Source organism: Brevundimonas aurantiaca, from assembly GCF_014199955.1.
GTDB lineage: Bacteria > Pseudomonadota > Alphaproteobacteria > Caulobacterales > Caulobacteraceae > Brevundimonas > Brevundimonas aurantiaca.
Window position 1 is genome coordinate 1 of record NZ_JACHOQ010000014.1, and the last position, 18,244, is coordinate 18,244.

Consider the following 18,244-nt stretch of genomic DNA (forward strand, 5'->3'; position numbering starts at 1 on the left):
TTGCTCTTCCGTGAACCGTGATCGCTTCATTCTGTCCGTCCTTTCGAGGGGCGGACTCTAGCTATTCCTGGAGGAGTTTCAGGGGGTCACGTCACGACGGACGAAGCAACAGCATATGCATCGAACGCCGCAGCGGTCACCGCTCACACGTTCTACCCGTTCCTGCTTTACGCGGAACGCTGGAACCGGTTCGCTGAGGAAGGCCAAACCGGCAAGCCAAAGTCGCGGCCAATTCGGTACGGAGCGAGAAGAGACGCCTACATTTTCACTCGATACCGTCACATCCTCGCACAAGCTTATGAGGAGGCACTCGCCGCCAACGGCTTGAGTCAGAACGTCTTGGCATATCGCAGGATACCGACAGCCGATGGGCGCGGCGGAAAGTGCAACATCCATTTTGCTAAGGATGCGTTTGAAGCCGTCGAGCGGCTCCAAAATTGCGCAGCAATAGCGATTGATATCAGTAGCTTCTTTGAGTCGCTCGACCACGAAATGCTAAAGACCGCTTGGCAAGGCCTCCTCGGCGTGTCGCGGCTGCCCGACGATCACTTTGCGGTCTTCAGAGCAATTACAAGCTACTCGTTTGTGGATCGCCAGGCCGTGTATGAACGTCTGGGGCACTACGGCCCAAAGCGAAAATCCAAGGACGGCAAAGATATCATGGGGTATCTGACCCCCTACAAAGACGTACCCAAGCAACTTTGTACCGGAAAGCAATTCAGAGAAAAAATATCCGGAGGACCGCTTGGTTCTATAGTTAAAAAGAACTTCAAAAAGCACGGAATCCCGCAGGGCTCGCCGATGTCAGACGTTCTTGCCAACATTTATATGATGAATTTTGACCTTCAGCTAAAAGCGGCGGTTGAAGCCGCCGGAGGGGTCTATTTTCGATACTCCGACGACGTGTTCATCGTCGTTCCAGGCGGCGAGATCGAGGCGCACGTTTGGATAGCTAACTGCCAAGCGGCCATTGCTAACTTCGGAGCCAAACTAAAAATTAAAGAAGAGAAGGCTGTGGCACACGTGTTCACGAAAGATCCTAATGGCGGTCTCTTTTGTGATCGCGTTCACGGAACACAAGGAGGTAACGGATTGGAGTATCTTGGCTTCCGTTTCGACGGAAAGCGGGTGTACTTGAGGGACGCAACTCTATCTAACCTCTACAGAAAAGTAGCCATGGCCGCGCGCCGCGACGCCAACCAAGCAGCCCGCCGCTACCCCAATAGGTCGGCAGCCGAGCTAAAAGCGTCGTTTGACTATGATCGGCTAATAGCGCGCTTTGGCCGCGTCGAAGATTTCGCCGAGAACTCCAAAGACTATACGAAATGGACTTTCTGGACGTACGCCCAGAAGGCAGCGGAAGTCTTTGCTCCGAAGAACAAAAATATTCTCGGTCAACTTCGGAACCATCGAAAGCGTATTAGAGCGCGAGCCGACTTAGAGATAGATCGAGCCGTCGCGGGTCGTACAAAGCGTGCCGAGGCCAAAGCCGAATCGCTGACATCAGCACCACCTTCCATCTAGCATGCCCACCCTCGTCCTCCTCGCCGGACCGAACGGCGCCGGCAAGACCACCTTCATCAACCGCTTCCTGCGTCAGCGGGCGGAGGCGTTTCGGTTCGTGAATCCGGACGAGGTGGCGCGCGATCTGGAGGGGGACGGCGCTTCGCGCGATCTGGCGGCCGGACGATTGGTGCTGGAGCGGCTGGAGGCCCTGTTTGCGGAACGGGCCGATGTCGTTCTGGAGACCACCTTGGCGACCCGATCCCACGCCGGCCGCATCCGTCGCTGGCGGGCGGCGGGATACCGGGTCGAACTGGTCTATCTGCGCCCGCCCTCGGCCGACTTCTCGGTCATGCGGGTGGCGCGGCGGGTCGCCCAGGGCGGGCACGGCATTCCCGAAGACACGCTGCGCCGCCGCTTTCAGCTCAGCCTCGACTATCTGGAGACGGTCTATAAGCCCCTGGTGGACCAATGGGAGGTCTATGGGGTTAGCGACGGCGAGCCCGATCTGTTAGATTGGGGACCGAAATGAGCAGCATCTTCGACCGCGAAACCACCCTGAAGGCCCTGCGCGACGCCGCCCGGATCGCGCGCGAAGGCACGCGCGAGGAGAAGTCCGGCAAGTTCCTGCCGCCGCCCGGCTGGAAGGGGCGTCTGGTCACGGCCGCCGACGTTCCGGCCGCGCCCCGGAAAAAGAAGACGGCCTAACCCTCCCTTTCGTCATCCTCCGGCAAGCCGCGTCTTCGCGGCGCAGACCGGGGGACCCAGCGGCGCCGTCAGGCGAAATCCGCCCGCCGCACGCTGCGGGAAGACCTGGTCCGCGACAGGTTCGCGCTCTCGCGCGCCGCTGGGTCCCCCGGTTCCGCTGCGCGGCCCGGAGGATGACGAAAGTCGGGTGCGAAATCCGCCCCCTGCCCCCACCCCTTCCCCCACACCGCCCTCTGATTCCCCACTGCTTTTCGGCGCTTTCCGACAATCGACCCATCACCCCTTTCCCCCGACCTCATACTGAGGCGGCTCCGCATCGGGGCGGATCGGTCGGGAGGGACGGATGGACGCGACGGCAGGCGGCTGGGGCGAGGACGGGGACGGGGATTGGGGCGCGGAGGGGATGGCGGAGCCGGGCGCCGAGCGGGCCTGGGACGATGAACCCCTGAACGACCGGCCCCTGTATGACGGGCGGCGGGTGCGCGATCCCTATCAGAGGGGCGGGGGTTACAGCCGGATATCGGAGGACCGGTGGGATGCGATCCAGCGGGCCTATGCGGCGGGCGAGCCGGGGGCCTCGGTCTGTCGGCGGTTCGGCCTGGCGCGGTCGACCCTTTACGCCCGCGCCCGCGACGAGGGCTGGCTGCGCCAAGATCAGGATCAGACCGAACCTCTGGACCATGGGTTCGAGGCGGGAGAGGCGGACGCGCCCGTGGACCTGGAGGCCGAGACGGCGGCGGGCCTGTGCGACTACGGCCTGTTGGCGGGCCACGCCCGGGTGCGGATGCAGCGGGCGATCCTGGCGGGCCGAGGGGTGGAGGCCGGGCGCTGGATGCGGCTGCACGCCCAGCTGACGGCCATGGCCCAGGCGGAAGAGGCGGCGAAGGCGGAGGCTGAGGCCCAGACTCTGAGTCCGCCGTCGGCCGAGGCCGCCCCCGCGCCCAAACCGCCTGCGCCCAAGCGTCGCTCCGGCCCCAAACCCCTGTCGGACTGCGATCGGTTTGAGGTGCTGGAACGCCAGATGAAGGCCCTGACGGACCTGGAGCGGTCCTTCGCCGGCCTGGACCTGAGCAATCCCGTCTATCGCCGCCTGCTGGAAAAGGCGGTCAAGGCGGTCGTCCTGATGGGGCCCGATCCGGTCGATCCGGCGCCGGACACATCGGACCAACCGGACACATCGGACACATCGGACAGTGTTTTTTCCACGCCCGTCCCCTCCTGACGGTTCCGATCCGGTCCTGAACAGGTGACGAGGGGCGCTTCAGCCCCTACCTAGGCGTCATGACCCTTCATGCCGCCCCGCCGCCCCTCCTCGACGCCGCCGGCGTTTCGACCGACGACGCCCTGTCGATCCTGAAGTCCGCCTTAGCCGGGGCGGACGACGGGGAGCTGTTTCTGGAACGCTCCGAGAGCGAGAGCCTGGTGTTCGACGACGGGCGGCTGAAATCGGCCGCCTATGACGCCACCGAGGGGTTCGGCCTGCGGGTCGTGGCGGGCGAGACCGCCGGCTACGCCCACGCCAATGAGATTTCGGCCGCCGCCCTGGGCCGCGCCGCCGACAGCGCCGCCCTGGCCAAGGCGGGGCATGAGGCCCGCGTCGCCGAGGGGCCGCGCGCCACCAATCAGAAACTGTATGCCGAGGTCGATCCCCTGGCCTCGCCCGCCTTTTCCGACAAGATCGCCCTCTTGGCCGAGATCGACGCCTGGGCCCGGGCCCGCGATCCGCGCGTGGTCCAGGTCTCGGCCTCCCTGGTCGGCGAGCGGCGCGCCATCGAGATCCTGAGGGCCGACGACCGGGCGGTGCGCGACGTGCGGCCCCTGGTGCGGCTGAACGTCTCGGTCACGGTCGAGCAGAACGGCCGGCGCGAGAGCGCCTCTTCCGGCGCCGGGGGCCGGGCGGGCTTCGAGGCCTGGGTGGCGCCCGAACGCTGGCAGGCCCAGGTGGACGAGGCCCTGCGCCAGGCCCTGGTCAACCTCGACGCCGTCGACTGTCCGGCAGGCGAGATGGACGTGGTCCTGGGGGCCGGCTGGCCCGGCGTCCTGCTGCACGAGGCCATCGGCCATGGGTTCGAGGGCGACTTCCACAGGAAGGGCTCATCCGTCTTCAACGGCATGATGGGCAAGCGGGTGGCGGCGCCGGGCGTGACCGTGGTCGATGACGGCTCCATCGCCGGGCGGCGCGGCTCCCTGTCGGTCGACGACGAGGGCACGCCCACGGGCCGCACCGTCCTGATCGAGGACGGGATCATGGTCGGGCTGATGCACGACCGGCTGTCGGCGCGTCAGCTGGGCGTCGCCGCCACCGGCAACGGCCGCCGCCAGTCCTTCGCCCACATGCCCATGCCGCGCATGACCAACACCTTCATGGAGGGGGGGCGGGATTCCAAGGCCGACATGATCGCCAACACCAGGCGCGGCCTCTACGCCGCCAACTTCTCGGGCGGTCAGGTCGACATCACCAACGGCAAGTTCGTCTTCCAGTGCAATGAGGCCTATCTGATCGAGGACGGGGTGATCACCGCCCCCGTGCGCGGCGCCACCCTGATCGGCGACGGGGCCACGGCCCTGACGAAGATCCAGATGATCGGCGACGACTTCGCCTTCGACCCCGGCGTCGGGGTCTGCGGCAAGGCCGGACAGGGCGTGCCCGTCGGCATCGGCCAGCCCAGCCTCAAGATCGGCGGCCTGACCGTCGGCGGAACGGCGGTCTAGGGGGCGGAACCGGATCGCGCGACCGTGAGTTTCCCCGCCACACAGGAGAGGAAACACCATGTCCACGGAACGCACTGTCGAACATCCCGACGGCCGGGTCGAACGGATCACCGAAAACGACCGCGCCCCCGCCCCCACCATCGTCGAGCGCCGCAGCGGCGGCGGCATGGGCGGGATCGTGGCCCTGATCATCGGCCTGGCCCTGGTCCTGGTCATCGGCTGGTTCCTGATGAACATGAACCGCAATGACGCCATCGAGTCCAACGCCGTGGCCGGGGCGGCCGAAAGCGTCGGCAACGCCGCCGACAACATCGGCGAGGCCGCCCGCGACGCCGTGCCGGAACGTGCGACGCCCGCCAACTAACCCATTGATAATGCTTACGAAATAGGCGCGCCGCCTGGGGCCTCGGCCGGCGGCTGCGGCCGCCAGTCGGGGCCCAGAGGCTCCAGCCCCTGGGCCTCCAGCCGGTCCAACAGGCCGCCCGGCTGGGCCAGCAGGCGAAGCGGGGCGATGGCGACCGTCGTCCCGCCCTCGGCCAGGGCGTCGTCCACGGCCTGGCCCCACAGGGTCTCCAGCGCCGCCCCCTGATCCATAACCGCCCAGTAGGAGCAGGCGCTGACCGCCTGATCCAGGGGCGAGGCCAGCACCTCGGCGACGCGGCGCCGGCGCCAAGCCTCGGCCCGCCGCTCGCCCTCCGCCTCGCCCAGCTCGGCCGCCGTCACCGCCCGCGCCATACAGTCCAGGTACCGCTCGGGCGGGGTGGTCAGCACCCGGTCGATGATCTCATCCCCCCGCAGGGTGCCGACCGGCTCGGCCGGCTTGCGGTTGGTCCGCGCCGCCCGCCGCACCACGTCCGAGACCGGCCGCTCGCGCCGGGCGTAGCCGCCCCGCTCCATCAGCTCGGCTGACAGCAGCAGCAGGCTGGTGCGGCTGGGCCCCTCGCCCGTGACCGCCTCCAGCCGCGCCTCCAGCTCCGCCGGCAGATAGTCGGCCGTGGTCCGGCCCTCGGGCAGGCGGGTCAGGGTCCGCGCTCGCCAGATGACCCGCCCCAGATCGGCCAGGGACGCCCGCCCCTGCACCGGGAACAGCACCCGATCCGCCCGCTCCACCGCCGTCGTCAGGGCTTCGGTCCGCCAATCCATGTCGCGCGACAGGCCGTCGATCGACCCGACCAGGATCAGGGTCGCGTCCCCGCGCCTGACCTCCCACATCGGCCCCTCGATCCGACGGGCGGTGACGACGATGTCCTCCACCGCATCGGCCGGCGGGTCCGCCTCCTGGGCTGTCGCCCGCCAGCCTGCGCTTGCGGCAAGCAGAATAGAACAGAGAAGAGCGGGGATACGGTTCATGACTTCACTGTATTCGCGCGCCTTTCGGTTTCGTAATGAAATGTCTGTAATGATGGCGGCGATTTAATCCACCTTTCCGCCTTGTAACTGGAGATGAACGTCCGCTGACGGCACATCCCTCGACAACATTCGAGGGGAAGACCGATGACGAAGACCTTGCTGCTGGCCAGCACCGCCCTGTTCCTGTCGGCCGCATCGGCCTTCGCGGGGGACGAGCCCCAGGTGGCCCAGGCGCCGGTTCCGACCGGCCCGGCGGGCCAGGCGCCCCTGGCCGACGCGACCCAGCGCGGCGTTCTGGTCTTCACGCCCGACTTCTTCGCGGCCCAGCGCCCCAATACGGCGCTCGACATGGTCAATCGCGTGCCGGGCTTCGAGGTCGACGACGGTTCCGGGGCGCGCGGCTTTGAAGGGGCGGTCGGCAATGTGCTGATCAACAACGCCCGTCCGGCCTCCAAGAACGACGGCGGCTCCAATGTGCTGAGCCGCACCCCGGCGCGTCAGGTGGAACGGATCGAGCTGATCCGCGGCGGCGCGCCCGGCATCGACATGCAGGGCTTCTCGGTGGTGGTGAACGTCATCCTGAAGACCGAGGCCAGCCGCCAGTCGATCCTGACGTGGAACACGACCCAGTTCGAAGGCGCGGGCCAGGATCTCTACGGCGGCAGCTATCAGTTCACCGCCCGAGACGGCGACCGCAGCTGGGGCGTGACCCTGTCCGACGGCATCAGTATGAGCGATTCCAACGGCCCCGGCCGAACCGTCCGCCGCAACGCCGCAGGCGATGTGCTGCGCGACGAGGTTACCGACACTGACGGCTACGGCGGCGGCAATTCGATCCGCGGGACCTATGCGGGTCCGATCGCCGGCGGCAAGATCGACCTGACCGCCCGCTATGGGATCAACGACTGGAACGGCTACTACAACAGCCGGTCAGCGAGCGCCTTCCGTGAAAGCCTCGACCAGGAGGACAACAAGAGCGGCGAGTTCGGCGTCACCTGGGAGCGGCCGCTGAACGACCGGTTCAAGCTGGAAACCCGGCTGATGCATGAGTTCGGCAGCTGGGACGGGGTCTCGACCTACAACGTCCTCAGCAACGGTCTGGACGCCCCGGAAGAGCGGTTCGTCTATTCGGGCGAGCGGTCCGAGACCATCCTGCGGGCCCTGATCCGTCACGAGCGGTCGCCCAAGCTGACGATCGAGACCGGCGGCGAGGTGGCCTACAACATGCGCCAGACCGATCAGGCCTATAGCGTGGGCGGCGCCCCGGTGGCCCTGCCCAGCGCCTCGGTCAAGGTGGAGGAGACGCGGGGCGAGGCCTTCTCCAAGAGCACCTGGCGGCTGCACCCGGACCTGACGCTGGAGGCGGGGCTGCGCCTGGAGGCCTCGACCATCAGCCAGTCGGGCGACGCCGATCAGGAGAAGAGCTTCTTCTTCGCCAAGCCCCGCTTCATGGCCACCTGGACGCCGATGCCGAACAACCAGCTGCGCTTCCGCTTCGAGCGTGAACTGGGCCAGCTCGACTTCTCCGACTTCGCCGCCTCGGCCGACCTGGAGGAACAGAACGTCTACGGCGGCAACGTCGATCTGGAGCCCGAGCAGCGCTGGATCTCCGAGCTGACCTATGAGCGCCGCTTCTGGGGCGAGGGCGTGGTCTCCATCGGCTATCGCCACGACGAGATCATCGACGCCATCGACCGCATCCCCCTGGCCGGCGGCCTGTCGGCGGTGGGCAATATCGGCGAGGGGACGCTGGACCGGCTGTCGCTGAACGTGACCGTGCCGCTGGACAAGCTGGGCGTCACGGGCGCCCGCTTCACCTTCAGGAACGACTGGAACAAGACCGAGGTCACCGATCCGACCACGGGCGAGAAGCGGCCCATCTCCGGCGTTCGTCCGACCCAGGCCAATGTCGGCCTCGAGCAGGACATCACGCGCCTGAAGCTGCAATGGGGGGTGAACTGGCTGCCCTATCTGGGCCAGCCCAGCTATTCGCCCGATCAGGTCTCGCGCTGGCGCGGAACCGACTATTTCGAGCTGTTCGCCGAATACAAGCCCAGCCCGACCCTGGCGATCCGGGCCCAGCTGAACCTGTGGGACGACTTCACCCAAAGCCGCACCGTCTTCGCCGACCGCGACACCCGCGCGGTGGCCTTCGTCGAGGACAGCGTCGTCGACCCGCGCACCTTCGCCTCCATCCGGGTCCGCAAGACCTTCTGAGGCGGCTGACGCCAACGAAAAGCCCCGGCGGATCGCTCCGCCGGGGCTTCTTGCGTCGAACAGGCGGGCTTTAGTGGATCCCGGCCATGCCCTTCTTGAGCAGGGGCGACATCAGCAGCAGGAAGACGCCGACGCCGACGCCCGTCCAGCCGATGGTGCCGAAGATCGACCCATAGGTCTGAAGCGCCAGCTCGGGGCTGGTGACGACGCCGGCGACGGTGTCGGTCGCCGTCGCCTTGGCGATGATGCCGGCGACGATATGGGCGACGGAGCTGGACAGGAACCAGACGCCCATCATCATCCCGACCACCCGCGCCACCGACAATTTGGTGATCATCGACAGGCCGACCGGCGACAGGCACAGCTCGCCGATCGTGTGGAAGAAGTAGGTCAGGAACAGGAAGATCAGCGGCACCCGGAAGGCGTCGTTGGCCTGGGTCGCGGCAGCCCAGGTCAGCACCAGGAAGCCCAGACCGACGAAGACCAGGCCGAAGGAGAATTTGACCGGGGTCGAAGGCTCCAGCTTGCGCTTGGCCAGCCAGACCCAGAGGGCGGCGATGATCGGCCCGCCCAGCACGATGATGCCGGGGTTGAAGGTCTGGGTCATGGCGGCGTTGAACCATGACGGCATCTGGGTGGACTGGTCTGCGAACAGGGTCAGGGACGACCCTGCCTGTTCGAACAGGGCCCAGAACAGGACCGAGAAGAAGATCAGCACCTGGGCGACCAGCATGCGCGACCGCTCGGCGCCCTTGAGCCGGAAGACCGTGAAGCCCACCACGGCGGCGAAGATGACGCCCGCGATCCACGGCAGGGCCGTCTCGATGATCTCGTGGCGCTGCATCAGCAGCCAGGTCGGGATGACGGCGACGATGCCGGCGATCCAGAAGAAAGGCACCAGCGGCACGCCCAGGATGGAACGGCCCTGAACGGGGACCGGCGGCGCGCCGCGGCCTTCGAGCCAGGACTGGCCCAGGACGAAGGTCAGCAGGCCGAACAGCATGCCGATGCCGGCCAGGCCGAAGCCGTAGGCCCAGCCGTATTTGATGCCCAGATAGGAGCAGGCGATGGTCGCCAGGAAGGAACCGAGGTTGATCCCCACGTAGAAGATGGTGAAGCCGCCGTCGCGCCGGGGGTCGTTCTCTTCATAGAGAGCGCCGACGACGGTTGAGATGTTGGCTTTCAGGAAGCCGACGCCCACGATGATCAGGGACAGGGCCAGGAAAAGAACCGGCTCGCCGAGCGCCAGATCCCGCGTGGTCTCCAGCGTATAGGCGCCGGTCGCGGTGAAGGCGGGGAAGCCGGCCTTGGCGGCGGCCTCGGGCGCGGCTGCGGTCGCCGGATCCAGCGCTCCGGTCGGCTGGGCGTTGATCGCCGCTCCCGTGGCGACGGCCGCCACATCGGAGGCGTTGGCGGCGGAGGGCTCGGCGCCCACGGCGGAGACGCCTTCGGGCGATATGGCGACCTGGACCCGTTCATCGCCGTTGACGGCGAAGATGCGGCGGTTCTGGTCGCGGCCCTCGACCTGCAGCTCATAGGTGGTGTCACCGATGGTCAGGCGCTCGCGACCGCCCGTGCCTTCGAAGGCCATGGTGAAGTGCCCCAGGACCAGCAGAACGGCGCCGATGATGACGGCCTTGCGCGATCCGAGATAGCGGTCGGCGATCAGGCCGCCGAGGACCGGCATCAGATAAACGAGGGCGGCGTAGGCGGCGTAGATGCCTTGAGCCTCGGCCGGGCCGAACAGGAAGTGCTGGGTCAGATAGAGGACCAGCAGGGCCCGCATGCCATAGTAGGAAAAACGCTCCCACATTTCCGTGAAGAACAGGATCACCAGCCCCCGCGGGTGCCCCAGGAAAGTCTTACGAGGCGCGAGCGCCCCCCCATCCGTCACTGTCAACGGCTCACTCCCAACTGCCGCGCCTCAACGGGGCGCGCGAAAGGCGCATACCCAGCACAGGGAGCAAACCCGAACAAGAGTTAAGGTTATGCGCCCCCTCGCCGCACCCGGCGATGCGCCGAAGTGGCGCCCGATATGCAGAGGTCCCCGCATCCCGCCGCCGGGGCGCCAATATGGCCCGGTCGAGGACGGGAGGGAGTGTTGAATGGCTGTGCGGCCGATCCGCCGATCCGACTATGCGGCGCTGAACGCCCTGCACCGCCAGGTCGGCTGGCCCGAGCGGTCCGAGGCGGGGTGGCGGTGGCTGGAGGCCAATCCGGCGCGACGGGACCTGGACGCCCCGACCGGCTGGGTCGTCGTCGATGAGGCCGATGCGCCCCGGGCCATGCTGGGCAATCTGGTCCAGAGGTTTCGGCGCGGCCCCGAGGTTCTTTACGCCGCCACCGGTTTTTCCATCATCGTTCCGCCCGAACGACGGGGCGCCAGCCGGCCCCTGATCAAGGCCATATTGGCCCAGTCGGGCCTGTTCGCCTGCTACACCCTGAACGCCAACGCCCGGTCGGCGCCGCTCTATCCCCTGTTCGGCTTCAAGCCAGCGCCGGCCCAGACCCACGCCCTGAAGCTGGCCTGGAGGGTCGATCCCCTGACCTGTGCGAAGGGCCGGCTGCTGCGCGGACTGCTGGGCGGAGTGTCGGCGGAGACGGCCCGGCGGTTGGGCGACCGGCTGATGAACCGCCGCCTGTTCAAACCCCGCCGCCTGAAGCTGCCGGACGGGGTCCGGGTGCTGACCGACCTGGGCGAGGGTTCGCCCTATGCCGACTTCTGGCGGGCCCTGGTCGCCGAGGGCCGGCTGATCGCCGACCGCAGCCCCGAGATCATGGCCTGGCGCATGAGCGACCCCGACATGACCCTGGCGCCTGTGGTTCTGGGCCTTTTTCACCGGGACCGGCTGCAAGGCGTCGCCCTGGCCCAGATGAACAAGACCCGTCTGATCGATCCGCCCTGTCTGGACATACTGGATCTGGCGGCGCTGGACGGGGCAGGCGATGCGATCGAAATCCTGGCGCGGACCCTGATCGACAATGCGCGGGGCCTGGGCGCGGCCAAGGTCAGGCTGCAGGTGACGACGCCAGAGATGCTTGAGCGTCTGGGCGCCCTGACCGCCAAGGCCCGGCGCGAGGGCGGATGGGGCCACTGCCACGCCGTCTTCCGCGATCCCGTCTCCGCCGAGGAATGGAGCCCCACCCCGTTCGACGGCGACTACGCCGTCTGCCTGCGCCCCGTGCCGGCGCCCGCCGATCGTCGATCCGGCGCGAAACCAGGCGAGACGGCCGCCGTCTGAGCCGACCGGTCTTGCTCCGGGTCGGGCCGGCGATCGGACACGAAAAAAGGTGTCCGATGTGTCCGATCTGTCCGACGCCCTTTGATTTTACTGAAGAATAATCCGCCGTCGATCGGACAGTCCGTCGGCGAACCGTCGCGCCGTCCCTTGCGATGTCAAAGACCGAAACGCCAGTCTAGGCGCGTCGGAAGGACCGACGGCCGATTGGGCGGCTCAATCCGCAAGGCGTTGAAAAATAGAGAGCTTCTCGCCCGAATCTATAGGGACGTCGGTTCGAAGGCGAAGCGCGGAGCCGGTCGCGGCGTCGCTCAGCCGATCAGACCTTAAGGCCGGGCCTTCAGCGAGTCGCGGATCTCGGTCAGCAGGGCCTCGGTCGGGGTCGGGGCCGAAGGCGCCGGGTCCGGCTTGGCGGCTTCCTGGCGGCGCAGACTGTTGATCCCCTTGACCAACAGGAAGACGACGAAGGCCACGATCAGGAACTGGATCACGGTGTTGGCGAAGGCGCCGTACTGGATCGCCACCTTCTCGACCTCTTCGGTCGCCGGATTTTCGGGCCGCAGCACCCATTCCAGCTCGGAAAAATCGACCCCACCGGTCAGCAGACCGATCGGGGGCATCACCACCTGATCCACCAGGCTTTTGACGATGCCGTTGAAGGCGGCGCCGATGATGACGCCGACCGCCAGATCGACGACGTTACCCTTGATCGCGAACTCGCGGAACTCGGACAGAAGGCTCATGCGGGGTCTTTCGGTCGTTAGGCTTAGGCGTCCCCAGAAGCGTTCAGACGTTCGCGCAGTTCCTTGCCGCTCTTGAAGAAGGGCACGGCCTTGGCGGGAACGTCCACGGTCTCGCCGGTGCGGGGATTGCGACCGACGCGGGCCGGTCGCGAACGGACGGAAAAGGCCCCGAAGCCGCGCAGTTCGACCCGGCCGCCGTCGGCCAGGGCGCCGGTCATTTCGCCCAGGATGACATTGACCAGCCGCTCCACCTCCGCATGGGTCAGGTGGGTGTTTTCCGCCGCAAGCTTCTCGATCAGCTCGGATTTGATCATCAGGGCCCCTGCCAGCTCATGATCGGCAGGCCGCGCCCGCCGATGATCCACTGTACGGCACCCTAACCGCCGCCCGCCCCTCTAAAAAGCCCCTATCGGGCCGCGAGCCCTCGGATTTGCATGAATTATGTCCGGTTCCGGTCATTGGCCGCCGCCGCACAGGAAAAAGGCGGCGGGATCGCTCCTGCCGCCTTGGTCTTTTTTGGTCGCTATCGCGAAGCGCGCGGCGCTTCGCTGCTTGAGCGAAGCGCCTGACGCCTTGCGGCGAGCGCCTTACTCCTTGGAGCCGGCGTTCTTCAGCGCGGCGCCCAGGATGTCGCCCAGGGAAGCGCCCGAGTCGGACGAGCCGAACTGTTCGATGGCTTCCTGTTCGTCCTTCATTTCCAGCGCCTTGATCGAGACCGAGATGCGGCGCGAGGCCTTGTCCACGGCGGTGATCATGGCGTCGGCGCGGTCGCCGACGGCGAAGCGTTCCGGACGTTGCTCGTTGCGGTCGCGCGACAGGTCCGACTTGCGGATGAAGGCGGTGACCGGGGCGTCGTCTTCACCGAACTTGACCTCGATGCCGCCCGACTCGATCGCCGTCACGGTGACGGTGATCTGCTGGCCGCGACGGTACGCATCGCCCTCGCCGATCGGATCGCCGCCCAGCTGCTTGATGCCCAGCGAGACGCGTTCCTTCTCGACGTCGACGTCCAGGACCTTGGCCTTGACCATCTCGCCCTTGCGATAGCGCTGGATGGCTTCTTCACCCGAGACCGACCAGTCGAGGTCGGACAGGTGGACCATGCCGTCGATGTCGTTGTCCAGGCCGATGAACAGGCCGAACTCGGTGGCGTTCTTGACTTCGCCCTCGACGGTCGAACCGATCGGGTGGTTGGCGACGAAGGCGTCCCACGGATTGTCCTGAGCCTGTTTCAGGCCCAGCGAGATGCGGCGCTTGGAGGCGTCGACGTCCAGGACGACCACGTCCACTTCCTGAGAGGTGGAGACGATCTTGCCCGGATGGACGTTCTTCTTGGTCCAGGACATTTCCGAGACGTGCACCAGGCCCTCGACCCCGGCTTCCAGCTCCACGAAGGCGCCGTAGTCGGTGATGTTGGTGATGCGGCCCGTGTATTTGGCGCCGACCGGATATTTGGCTTCCACGCCGTCCCAGGGGTCCGACTGCAGCTGCTTCATGCCCAGCGAGATACGTTGTGTGTCCGGGTTGATCTTAACGATCTGGACCTTGACGGTGTCGCCGACGGCGAGAACCTGCGACGGGTGCGAGACGCGCTTCCACGACATGTCGGTGACGTGCAGCAGGCCGTCGATGCCGCCCAGATCCACGAAGGCGCCGTAGTCGGTGATGTTCTTGACGACGCCGTCGCGGACTTCGCCCTCTTGCAGCTGGCCGACCAGCTCGGTGCGCTGTTCGGCGCGGGCCTCTTCCAGGATGGCGCGACGCGAGACGACGATATTGCCGCGCGGGCGGTCCATCTTCAGGATCTGGAACGGCTGTTCCTTGCCCATCAGCGGGCCGACGTCGCGGACCGGACGGATGTCGACCTGCGAGCCCGGCAGGAAGGCCGAGGCGCCGCCCAGGTCGACGGTGAAGCCGCCCTTGACGCGGCCGACGATGGCGCCGTTGACCGGATGACCTTCGGCGAACACGGCTTCCAGACGGGTCCAGGCTTCTTCGCGGCGGGCCTTGTCGCGGCTGATGACCGCCTCGCCCAGGGCGTTTTCGACGCGCTCCAGATAGACTTCGACATTGTCGCCGACCTTGGGCAGGGCGCCGTCTTCGCCCTGGCCGAATTCGCGCATGGCGATGCGGCCTTCGGTCTTCAGACCGACGTCGATGATGACGATGTCTTTTTCGATGCCGACGACGCGGCCGTGAACGACCTGGCCTTCGCCGAAGTCGCGGCCCGACAGTTGTTCGTCAAGCAGGGCGGCGAAATCGTCGCGGGTGGGGGTGAGGGTGTCAGTCATGGAGCTGAAAAGCGTTCCGTAGGGGCTGTGGCGCGCGGCCGAACGGCCCCGCGCGAGGTGGACGTCAAAAAGGATAGGCAGGTCGTCAGGATGCGAGGCCGGATCGGTCAGAACGCCCGCGGAAGCCGAGGACGAAGCGTTGGATTTGCAAAACCGGTCAGAGACCGTGTTTCGCGCGCGCCGTCTCGACGATACGGCGGGCCGCATCGAAGGCGGCCTCTATATCCATATCGGTCGTGTCCAGCAAGACCGCGTCTTCGGCCTGGACCATGGGGGCCGCGCCCCGGCCGGCGTCGCGCGCGTCCCGACGCTGGATATCGGCCAGCATCTCTTCGAAGCCGATGTCGAAGCCGCGCGCCGTCAGCTGTCTCCAGCGGCGCGTCGCGCGCACCTCGGGCGTCGCGGTGACGAACAGTTTGGCGGGGGCGTCGGGCGCGATGACCGTGCCGATGTCGCGCCCGTCCAGAACCGCCCCGACCGCCTGGGCCGCAAAGGCCTGCTGCAGATCCAACAGGGCGGCGCGGACGCCGGGATGGCCCGCCACGCGGCTGGCCGCCTCGCCCGCCTCGCCGGTCGTCAGGCGGGGATCGTCGGACAGGCCGGCGACATCCAGGGACCGCGCAGCCTCGGTCGCGGCCGCCTCGTCATCGAGAGACCGGCCGGCCTCCAGCAGTTTCACGCCCACGGCGCGGTACAGCAGGCCCGTGTCCAGATGCGGCAGGCCATAGGTCCGCGCCAGACGCGCGGCGATGGTGCCCTTGCCCGAGGCGGCCGGGCCGTCGACGGCGATGATCAGGGACATCAGGCGGCGGAGTCCACGCGAACCGGGGCGAGGCGAAGACCCAGGGCCTGCATCACCTTGAAGATGGTCGAAAGCTCGGGCCGTCCTTCTTCGCTGAGGGCGCGATAGAGGGCGGTGCGCGACAGTTCGGCGTCGCGCGCCATCTGGGTCATGCCCTTGGCGCGGGCGACCACGCCGAGCGCATTTGTGATCAGGCGCGGATCGCCCAGTTCGGCGGCGGATTCAAACGACGCCACCAGAAACTCTTCAACCGCCTCCGGCGTGTCGAGAAAGTCGGCGGCGTCGAAGGGGACAGTCTCAATCGGCATTTCTCAACTCTCTCGCCAGAAGCAAGGCCGCCTCTATGTCCCGCCTTTGGGACGACTTGTCGCCTCCGCCAGGCACGACGACCCAGGTGCGGTTCCGTTGGAACGCGTACACGCGGTAGCCGGGACCGACGTCGATCCGCAGTTCGCTGACGCCCTCCCCGATGGGTTTGACGTCGCCCCAGTGCCCGAACTGAAGCCTTGTCAGCCGATCGGCGATCTTCGCCAACGCCCGTGCGTCCCGCAGCCTAGCGCGCCAAGCGACGAACTGCGGCGTCAGTTCAATCTCAACATACCCACTGTCGTCTATAGGCGACATTTCGTCAAGCGATCCGCCCGCCCAGCCCGTTCATCATCTCGACAAAGCCCGGGAAGCTGGTGGCGATCATGCCCGGTTCGTCGACCGACACCGGCTGGTCGGCGGCCAGGCCCAGGACCAGATGGCTCATGGCGATGCGGTGGTCGTGGGCGGTGTGGACAAGGCCGCCGCCGCGCACCGACCCGCCCTCCCCGGCGCCCGTGACGATGAAGCCCTCCGGCTCCTCCTCCACCTGGACGCCGCAGGCGCGCAGGCCTTCGACCATCAGCGAGATCCGGTCGCTTTCCTTGACCCGCATTTCGCCCACCCCGCGCATGACGGTGACGCCTTCCGCAAAGGCGGCCGTGGCGGCCAGGATCGGATATTCGTCGATCATCGAGGCGGCGCGGTCTTCGGGCACGACCACGCCCTTGAGCGCCGAATGCCGGGCGGTGACGTCGCCGACCGCTTCCCCGCCGGCCTCTCGGCGGTTCGATATCGTCAGGTCGGCGCCCATATCGCGCCAGGCAGCGAACAGGCCGGTGCGGAGGGGATTCAGCATGACCCCCTCGACCGTCACCGCCGAGCCCGGCACGATCAGGCCGGCGGCCAGGGGGAAGGCGGCGGACGACGGATCGCCCGGCACGGCGACGAAGGTTCCGGTCAGGGGTTGTCCCCCCTTCAAAGAGACGACCCAGCCCTGGCCCATCTCTTCGACACCCACCTCGGCGCCGAAGGCGCGCAGCATCCGCTCGGTGTGGTCGCGGCTCTTTTCCGGCTCGGTCACCGAGGTGACGCCCTGGGCGTTCAGCCCGGCCAGCAGTATGGCCGACTTGATCTGGGCCGAGGCCACCGTCTGCACATAGTCGATCGCCGTCAGAGCCCCGCCGGTGAGGGCGACCGGCAGCCGATCCTCGGCGGCCCGCCAGTCGAACCGGGCGCCCATGTCGGCGAGAGGACCGGTGACGCGCTTCATCGGCCGCCTTCTCAGGGAGGCGTCGCCGTCGAAGGTCGCCGTCAGCGGATAGCCCGCCGCCGCCCCCATCAGCAGGCGAACCCCGGTGCCGGCGTTGCCGCAGTCGATCACCGAGGCGGGCGTCTTGAAGCCCCCCGCCCCTTCGATCCGCCAGCGCCCCTCGCCGATCCGTTCGACCTTGGCGCCGAAGGCCTGGACCGCCCGAGCGGTGGCCAGGACGTCGTCGCCCTCCAGAAGGCCCTCGACCTCGGTCACGCCCGACGCCATGCCGCCCAGGATCATCGAACGGTGGGACATGGACTTGTCGCCCGGCGCCCGCACTGTTCCGGCGAGGGCGTTCGAACGGCTGGCGGTCAGTTGGGACGGCATTTTCACCCGCTTCAGGCTGGCTTGTCGAAAGGGCCGCGCGGGCGGCGCGAAAGACAGCTTTTGACAGCGGCTCCGAGGGGTGGCAAGGGACCGCCCCGAATTCAACCCGTTGAAGGTTCCAAACGTGGCCAATCCCGAACTGGGCGCCAAACAGGTTTGCCCGAACTGCCAGGCTAAGTTCTACGACCTGAACCGCCGCCCCGCCCACTGCCCCAAATGCGGCACGGACTTCGATCCCGAAGAAGCCCTGAAGCTGCGCAGCCGCCGCGCCCGTCCCGGCTATCCGACCGACGACGAGGAGGCCGAGGATCAGGTCAAGGACAAGGCGGCCGACGGCGAAGAGGACGAGGACGAAGAGATCCGCGCCCCGGAAATCGACGAGGAAGGCCACGAGCCGATCCTGACGCCTGACGACGACGACGATTCCCCCGCCGACGCCGCGGACGAGCCGGGCATGGGTTCGACCGACGGCGACGATGACGACCTGGGCGACGATGACGACGACTCGGTGCCCTTCATCGAGGACGAAGACGACGACGACCTGGACGACGAAATCGCCAAGCCGTCGCGCGACGACGACGACTGATCTTTTTTGTTGCGCCCGCCGTATTTCCCTTTAGGGAGACGCGGCGGGCGGACAGGCTTTCGGACCCTTGCGGTTTGAAATCCCTGCCTTTTTTCACATCCGGAACCGATGTGAAAATAAATGTCGAAACGGGCTTGATCCTAAA

18 protein-coding genes are annotated in these 18,244 nt (G+C 67.1%); 9 read left to right on the forward strand and 9 right to left on the reverse strand.

The genetic code is table 11. The features are described from left to right. Positions 1 to 324: 324 nt before the first annotated feature. From GGQ93_RS15455 to GGQ93_RS15480, 6 genes are all read left to right on the forward strand, one after another. Positions 325 to 1,524, forward strand: a complete 1,200-nt coding sequence (locus GGQ93_RS15455) for a reverse transcriptase domain-containing protein (protein WP_183218247.1) — start codon at positions 325 to 327, stop codon at positions 1,522 to 1,524. Position 1,525: 1 nt separating this feature from the next. Next, positions 1,526 to 2,035 carry an ATPase gene (locus tag GGQ93_RS15460; protein WP_183218249.1) on the forward strand — a complete coding sequence of 170 codons (510 nt, stop codon included), beginning with the start codon at positions 1,526 to 1,528 and terminating at the stop codon, positions 2,033 to 2,035. Then, a complete protein-coding gene (locus GGQ93_RS15465) occupies positions 2,032 to 2,211 on the forward strand; it encodes a hypothetical protein (protein ID WP_183218251.1) in 180 nt (59 codons plus the stop codon). Before GGQ93_RS15460 ends, GGQ93_RS15465 begins: the two co-directional genes overlap by 4 nt. 343 nt (positions 2,212 to 2,554) lie before the next feature. Next, on the forward strand, positions 2,555 to 3,433 hold the full coding sequence (locus tag GGQ93_RS15470) for a hypothetical protein (protein WP_183218259.1): 879 nt from the start codon (positions 2,555 to 2,557) through the stop codon (positions 3,431 to 3,433). 59 nt (positions 3,434 to 3,492) lie between these two features. Next, positions 3,493 to 4,923 carry a metalloprotease TldD gene (gene tldD / locus GGQ93_RS15475; protein ID WP_183218261.1) on the forward strand — a complete coding sequence of 477 codons (1,431 nt, stop codon included), beginning with the start codon at positions 3,493 to 3,495 and terminating at the stop codon, positions 4,921 to 4,923. 58 nt (positions 4,924 to 4,981) lie between these two features. Next, entirely contained in the window at positions 4,982 to 5,287 is a 306-nt protein-coding gene (locus GGQ93_RS15480) for a hypothetical protein (RefSeq protein ID WP_183218263.1), read from the forward strand. Between the two features lie 14 nt (positions 5,288 to 5,301). Here the strand turns inward: GGQ93_RS15480 and GGQ93_RS15485 are convergent, their stop codons facing one another. After that, positions 5,302 to 6,273 carry a TraB/GumN family protein gene (locus tag GGQ93_RS15485; protein WP_183218265.1) on the reverse strand — a complete coding sequence of 324 codons (972 nt, stop codon included), beginning with the start codon at positions 6,271 to 6,273 and terminating at the stop codon, positions 5,302 to 5,304. A 144-nt stretch (positions 6,274 to 6,417) separates the two neighbouring features. Here GGQ93_RS15485 and GGQ93_RS15490 point away from each other — a divergent pair, with 144 nt between their 5' ends. Continuing rightward, positions 6,418 to 8,490, forward strand: a complete 2,073-nt coding sequence (locus tag GGQ93_RS15490; protein WP_183218267.1) for a TonB-dependent receptor plug domain-containing protein — start codon at positions 6,418 to 6,420, stop codon at positions 8,488 to 8,490. A 70-nt stretch (positions 8,491 to 8,560) separates the two neighbouring features. Here GGQ93_RS15490 and GGQ93_RS15495 read toward each other — a convergent pair whose 3' ends face one another. Then, positions 8,561 to 10,324 carry a peptide MFS transporter gene (locus tag GGQ93_RS15495; RefSeq protein ID WP_054764683.1) on the reverse strand — a complete coding sequence of 588 codons (1,764 nt, stop codon included), beginning with the start codon at positions 10,322 to 10,324 and terminating at the stop codon, positions 8,561 to 8,563. A 271-nt stretch (positions 10,325 to 10,595) separates the two neighbouring features. Between GGQ93_RS15495 and GGQ93_RS15500 the strand changes: the two genes are divergently transcribed. Then, a complete protein-coding gene (locus GGQ93_RS15500) occupies positions 10,596 to 11,732 on the forward strand; it encodes a GNAT family N-acetyltransferase (RefSeq protein ID WP_183218269.1) in 1,137 nt (378 codons plus the stop codon). Positions 11,733 to 12,055: 323 nt separating this feature from the next. Here GGQ93_RS15500 and mscL read toward each other — a convergent pair whose 3' ends face one another. The 7 genes from mscL to aroA form a co-directional block, all read right to left on the reverse strand. Then, a complete protein-coding gene (mscL, locus tag GGQ93_RS15505; protein ID WP_183218271.1) occupies positions 12,056 to 12,472 on the reverse strand; it encodes a large-conductance mechanosensitive channel protein MscL in 417 nt (138 codons plus the stop codon). A 23-nt stretch (positions 12,473 to 12,495) separates the two neighbouring features. After that, positions 12,496 to 12,786 (reverse strand): integration host factor subunit beta, encoded by a 291-nt coding sequence (locus GGQ93_RS15510; protein WP_054766822.1) that lies wholly within the window; start codon positions 12,784 to 12,786, stop codon positions 12,496 to 12,498. Positions 12,787 to 13,059: 273 nt separating this feature from the next. Beyond that, complete coding sequence (gene rpsA, locus GGQ93_RS15515; RefSeq protein WP_054764680.1) at positions 13,060 to 14,763, reverse strand: 30S ribosomal protein S1; 1,704 nt, start codon at positions 14,761 to 14,763, stop codon at positions 13,060 to 13,062. A gap of 157 nt (positions 14,764 to 14,920) precedes the next feature. Continuing rightward, positions 14,921 to 15,565: a (d)CMP kinase gene (gene cmk, locus GGQ93_RS15520; protein WP_183218273.1), complete on the reverse strand. Its 645-nt coding sequence runs from the start codon at positions 15,563 to 15,565 to the stop codon at positions 14,921 to 14,923. Further along, positions 15,565 to 15,873: an addiction module antidote protein gene (locus tag GGQ93_RS15525; protein ID WP_182714921.1), complete on the reverse strand. Its 309-nt coding sequence runs from the start codon at positions 15,871 to 15,873 to the stop codon at positions 15,565 to 15,567. The genes cmk and GGQ93_RS15525 overlap by 1 nt, the downstream gene beginning before the upstream one ends. Continuing rightward, the gene (locus tag GGQ93_RS15530) at positions 15,863 to 16,189 is read right to left on the reverse strand and encodes a type II toxin-antitoxin system RelE/ParE family toxin (protein ID WP_183218275.1); all 327 of its coding nucleotides are present in this window, start codon (positions 16,187 to 16,189) and stop codon (positions 15,863 to 15,865) included. The genes GGQ93_RS15525 and GGQ93_RS15530 overlap by 11 nt, the downstream gene beginning before the upstream one ends. Positions 16,190 to 16,193: 4 nt before the next feature. Continuing rightward, positions 16,194 to 17,513, reverse strand: a complete 1,320-nt coding sequence (gene aroA, locus GGQ93_RS15535; RefSeq protein ID WP_183218277.1) for a 3-phosphoshikimate 1-carboxyvinyltransferase — start codon at positions 17,511 to 17,513, stop codon at positions 16,194 to 16,196. Between the two features lie 124 nt (positions 17,514 to 17,637). On the opposite strand from aroA, the gene GGQ93_RS15540 reads away from it, so the two are divergent. Continuing rightward, entirely contained in the window at positions 17,638 to 18,099 is a 462-nt protein-coding gene (locus GGQ93_RS15540; protein ID WP_183218306.1) for a TIGR02300 family protein, read from the forward strand. Positions 18,100 to 18,244 lie beyond the last annotated feature (145 nt).

Excerpts from the sequence above, each read along its gene's own strand:
- GGQ93_RS15460 (WP_183218249.1), top strand. The coding sequence starts at position 1,526 with ATGCCCACCCTCGTCCTCCTCGCCGGACCGAACGGCGCCGGCAAGACC.
- GGQ93_RS15465 (WP_183218251.1), top strand. The coding sequence starts at position 2,032 with ATGAGCAGCATCTTCGACCGCGAAACCACCCTGAAGGCCCTGCGCGAC.
- GGQ93_RS15470 (WP_183218259.1), top strand. The coding sequence starts at position 2,555 with ATGGACGCGACGGCAGGCGGCTGGGGCGAGGACGGGGACGGGGATTGG.
- tldD (WP_183218261.1), top strand. The coding sequence starts at position 3,493 with ATGACCCTTCATGCCGCCCCGCCGCCCCTCCTCGACGCCGCCGGCGTT.
- GGQ93_RS15480 (WP_183218263.1), top strand. The coding sequence starts at position 4,982 with ATGTCCACGGAACGCACTGTCGAACATCCCGACGGCCGGGTCGAACGG.
- GGQ93_RS15485 (WP_183218265.1), bottom strand. The coding sequence starts at position 6,273 with ATGAACCGTATCCCCGCTCTTCTCTGTTCTATTCTGCTTGCCGCAAGC.
- GGQ93_RS15490 (WP_183218267.1), top strand. The coding sequence starts at position 6,418 with ATGACGAAGACCTTGCTGCTGGCCAGCACCGCCCTGTTCCTGTCGGCC.
- GGQ93_RS15500 (WP_183218269.1), top strand. The coding sequence starts at position 10,596 with ATGGCTGTGCGGCCGATCCGCCGATCCGACTATGCGGCGCTGAACGCC.
- mscL (WP_183218271.1), bottom strand. The coding sequence starts at position 12,472 with ATGAGCCTTCTGTCCGAGTTCCGCGAGTTCGCGATCAAGGGTAACGTC.
- GGQ93_RS15510 (WP_054766822.1), bottom strand. The coding sequence starts at position 12,786 with ATGATCAAATCCGAGCTGATCGAGAAGCTTGCGGCGGAAAACACCCAC.
- rpsA (WP_054764680.1), bottom strand. The coding sequence starts at position 14,763 with ATGACTGACACCCTCACCCCCACCCGCGACGATTTCGCCGCCCTGCTT.
- cmk (WP_183218273.1), bottom strand. The coding sequence starts at position 15,565 with ATGTCCCTGATCATCGCCGTCGACGGCCCGGCCGCCTCGGGCAAGGGC.
- GGQ93_RS15525 (WP_182714921.1), bottom strand. The coding sequence starts at position 15,873 with ATGCCGATTGAGACTGTCCCCTTCGACGCCGCCGACTTTCTCGACACG.
- GGQ93_RS15530 (WP_183218275.1), bottom strand. The coding sequence starts at position 16,189 with ATGTCGCCTATAGACGACAGTGGGTATGTTGAGATTGAACTGACGCCG.
- aroA (WP_183218277.1), bottom strand. The coding sequence starts at position 17,513 with ATGCCGTCCCAACTGACCGCCAGCCGTTCGAACGCCCTCGCCGGAACA.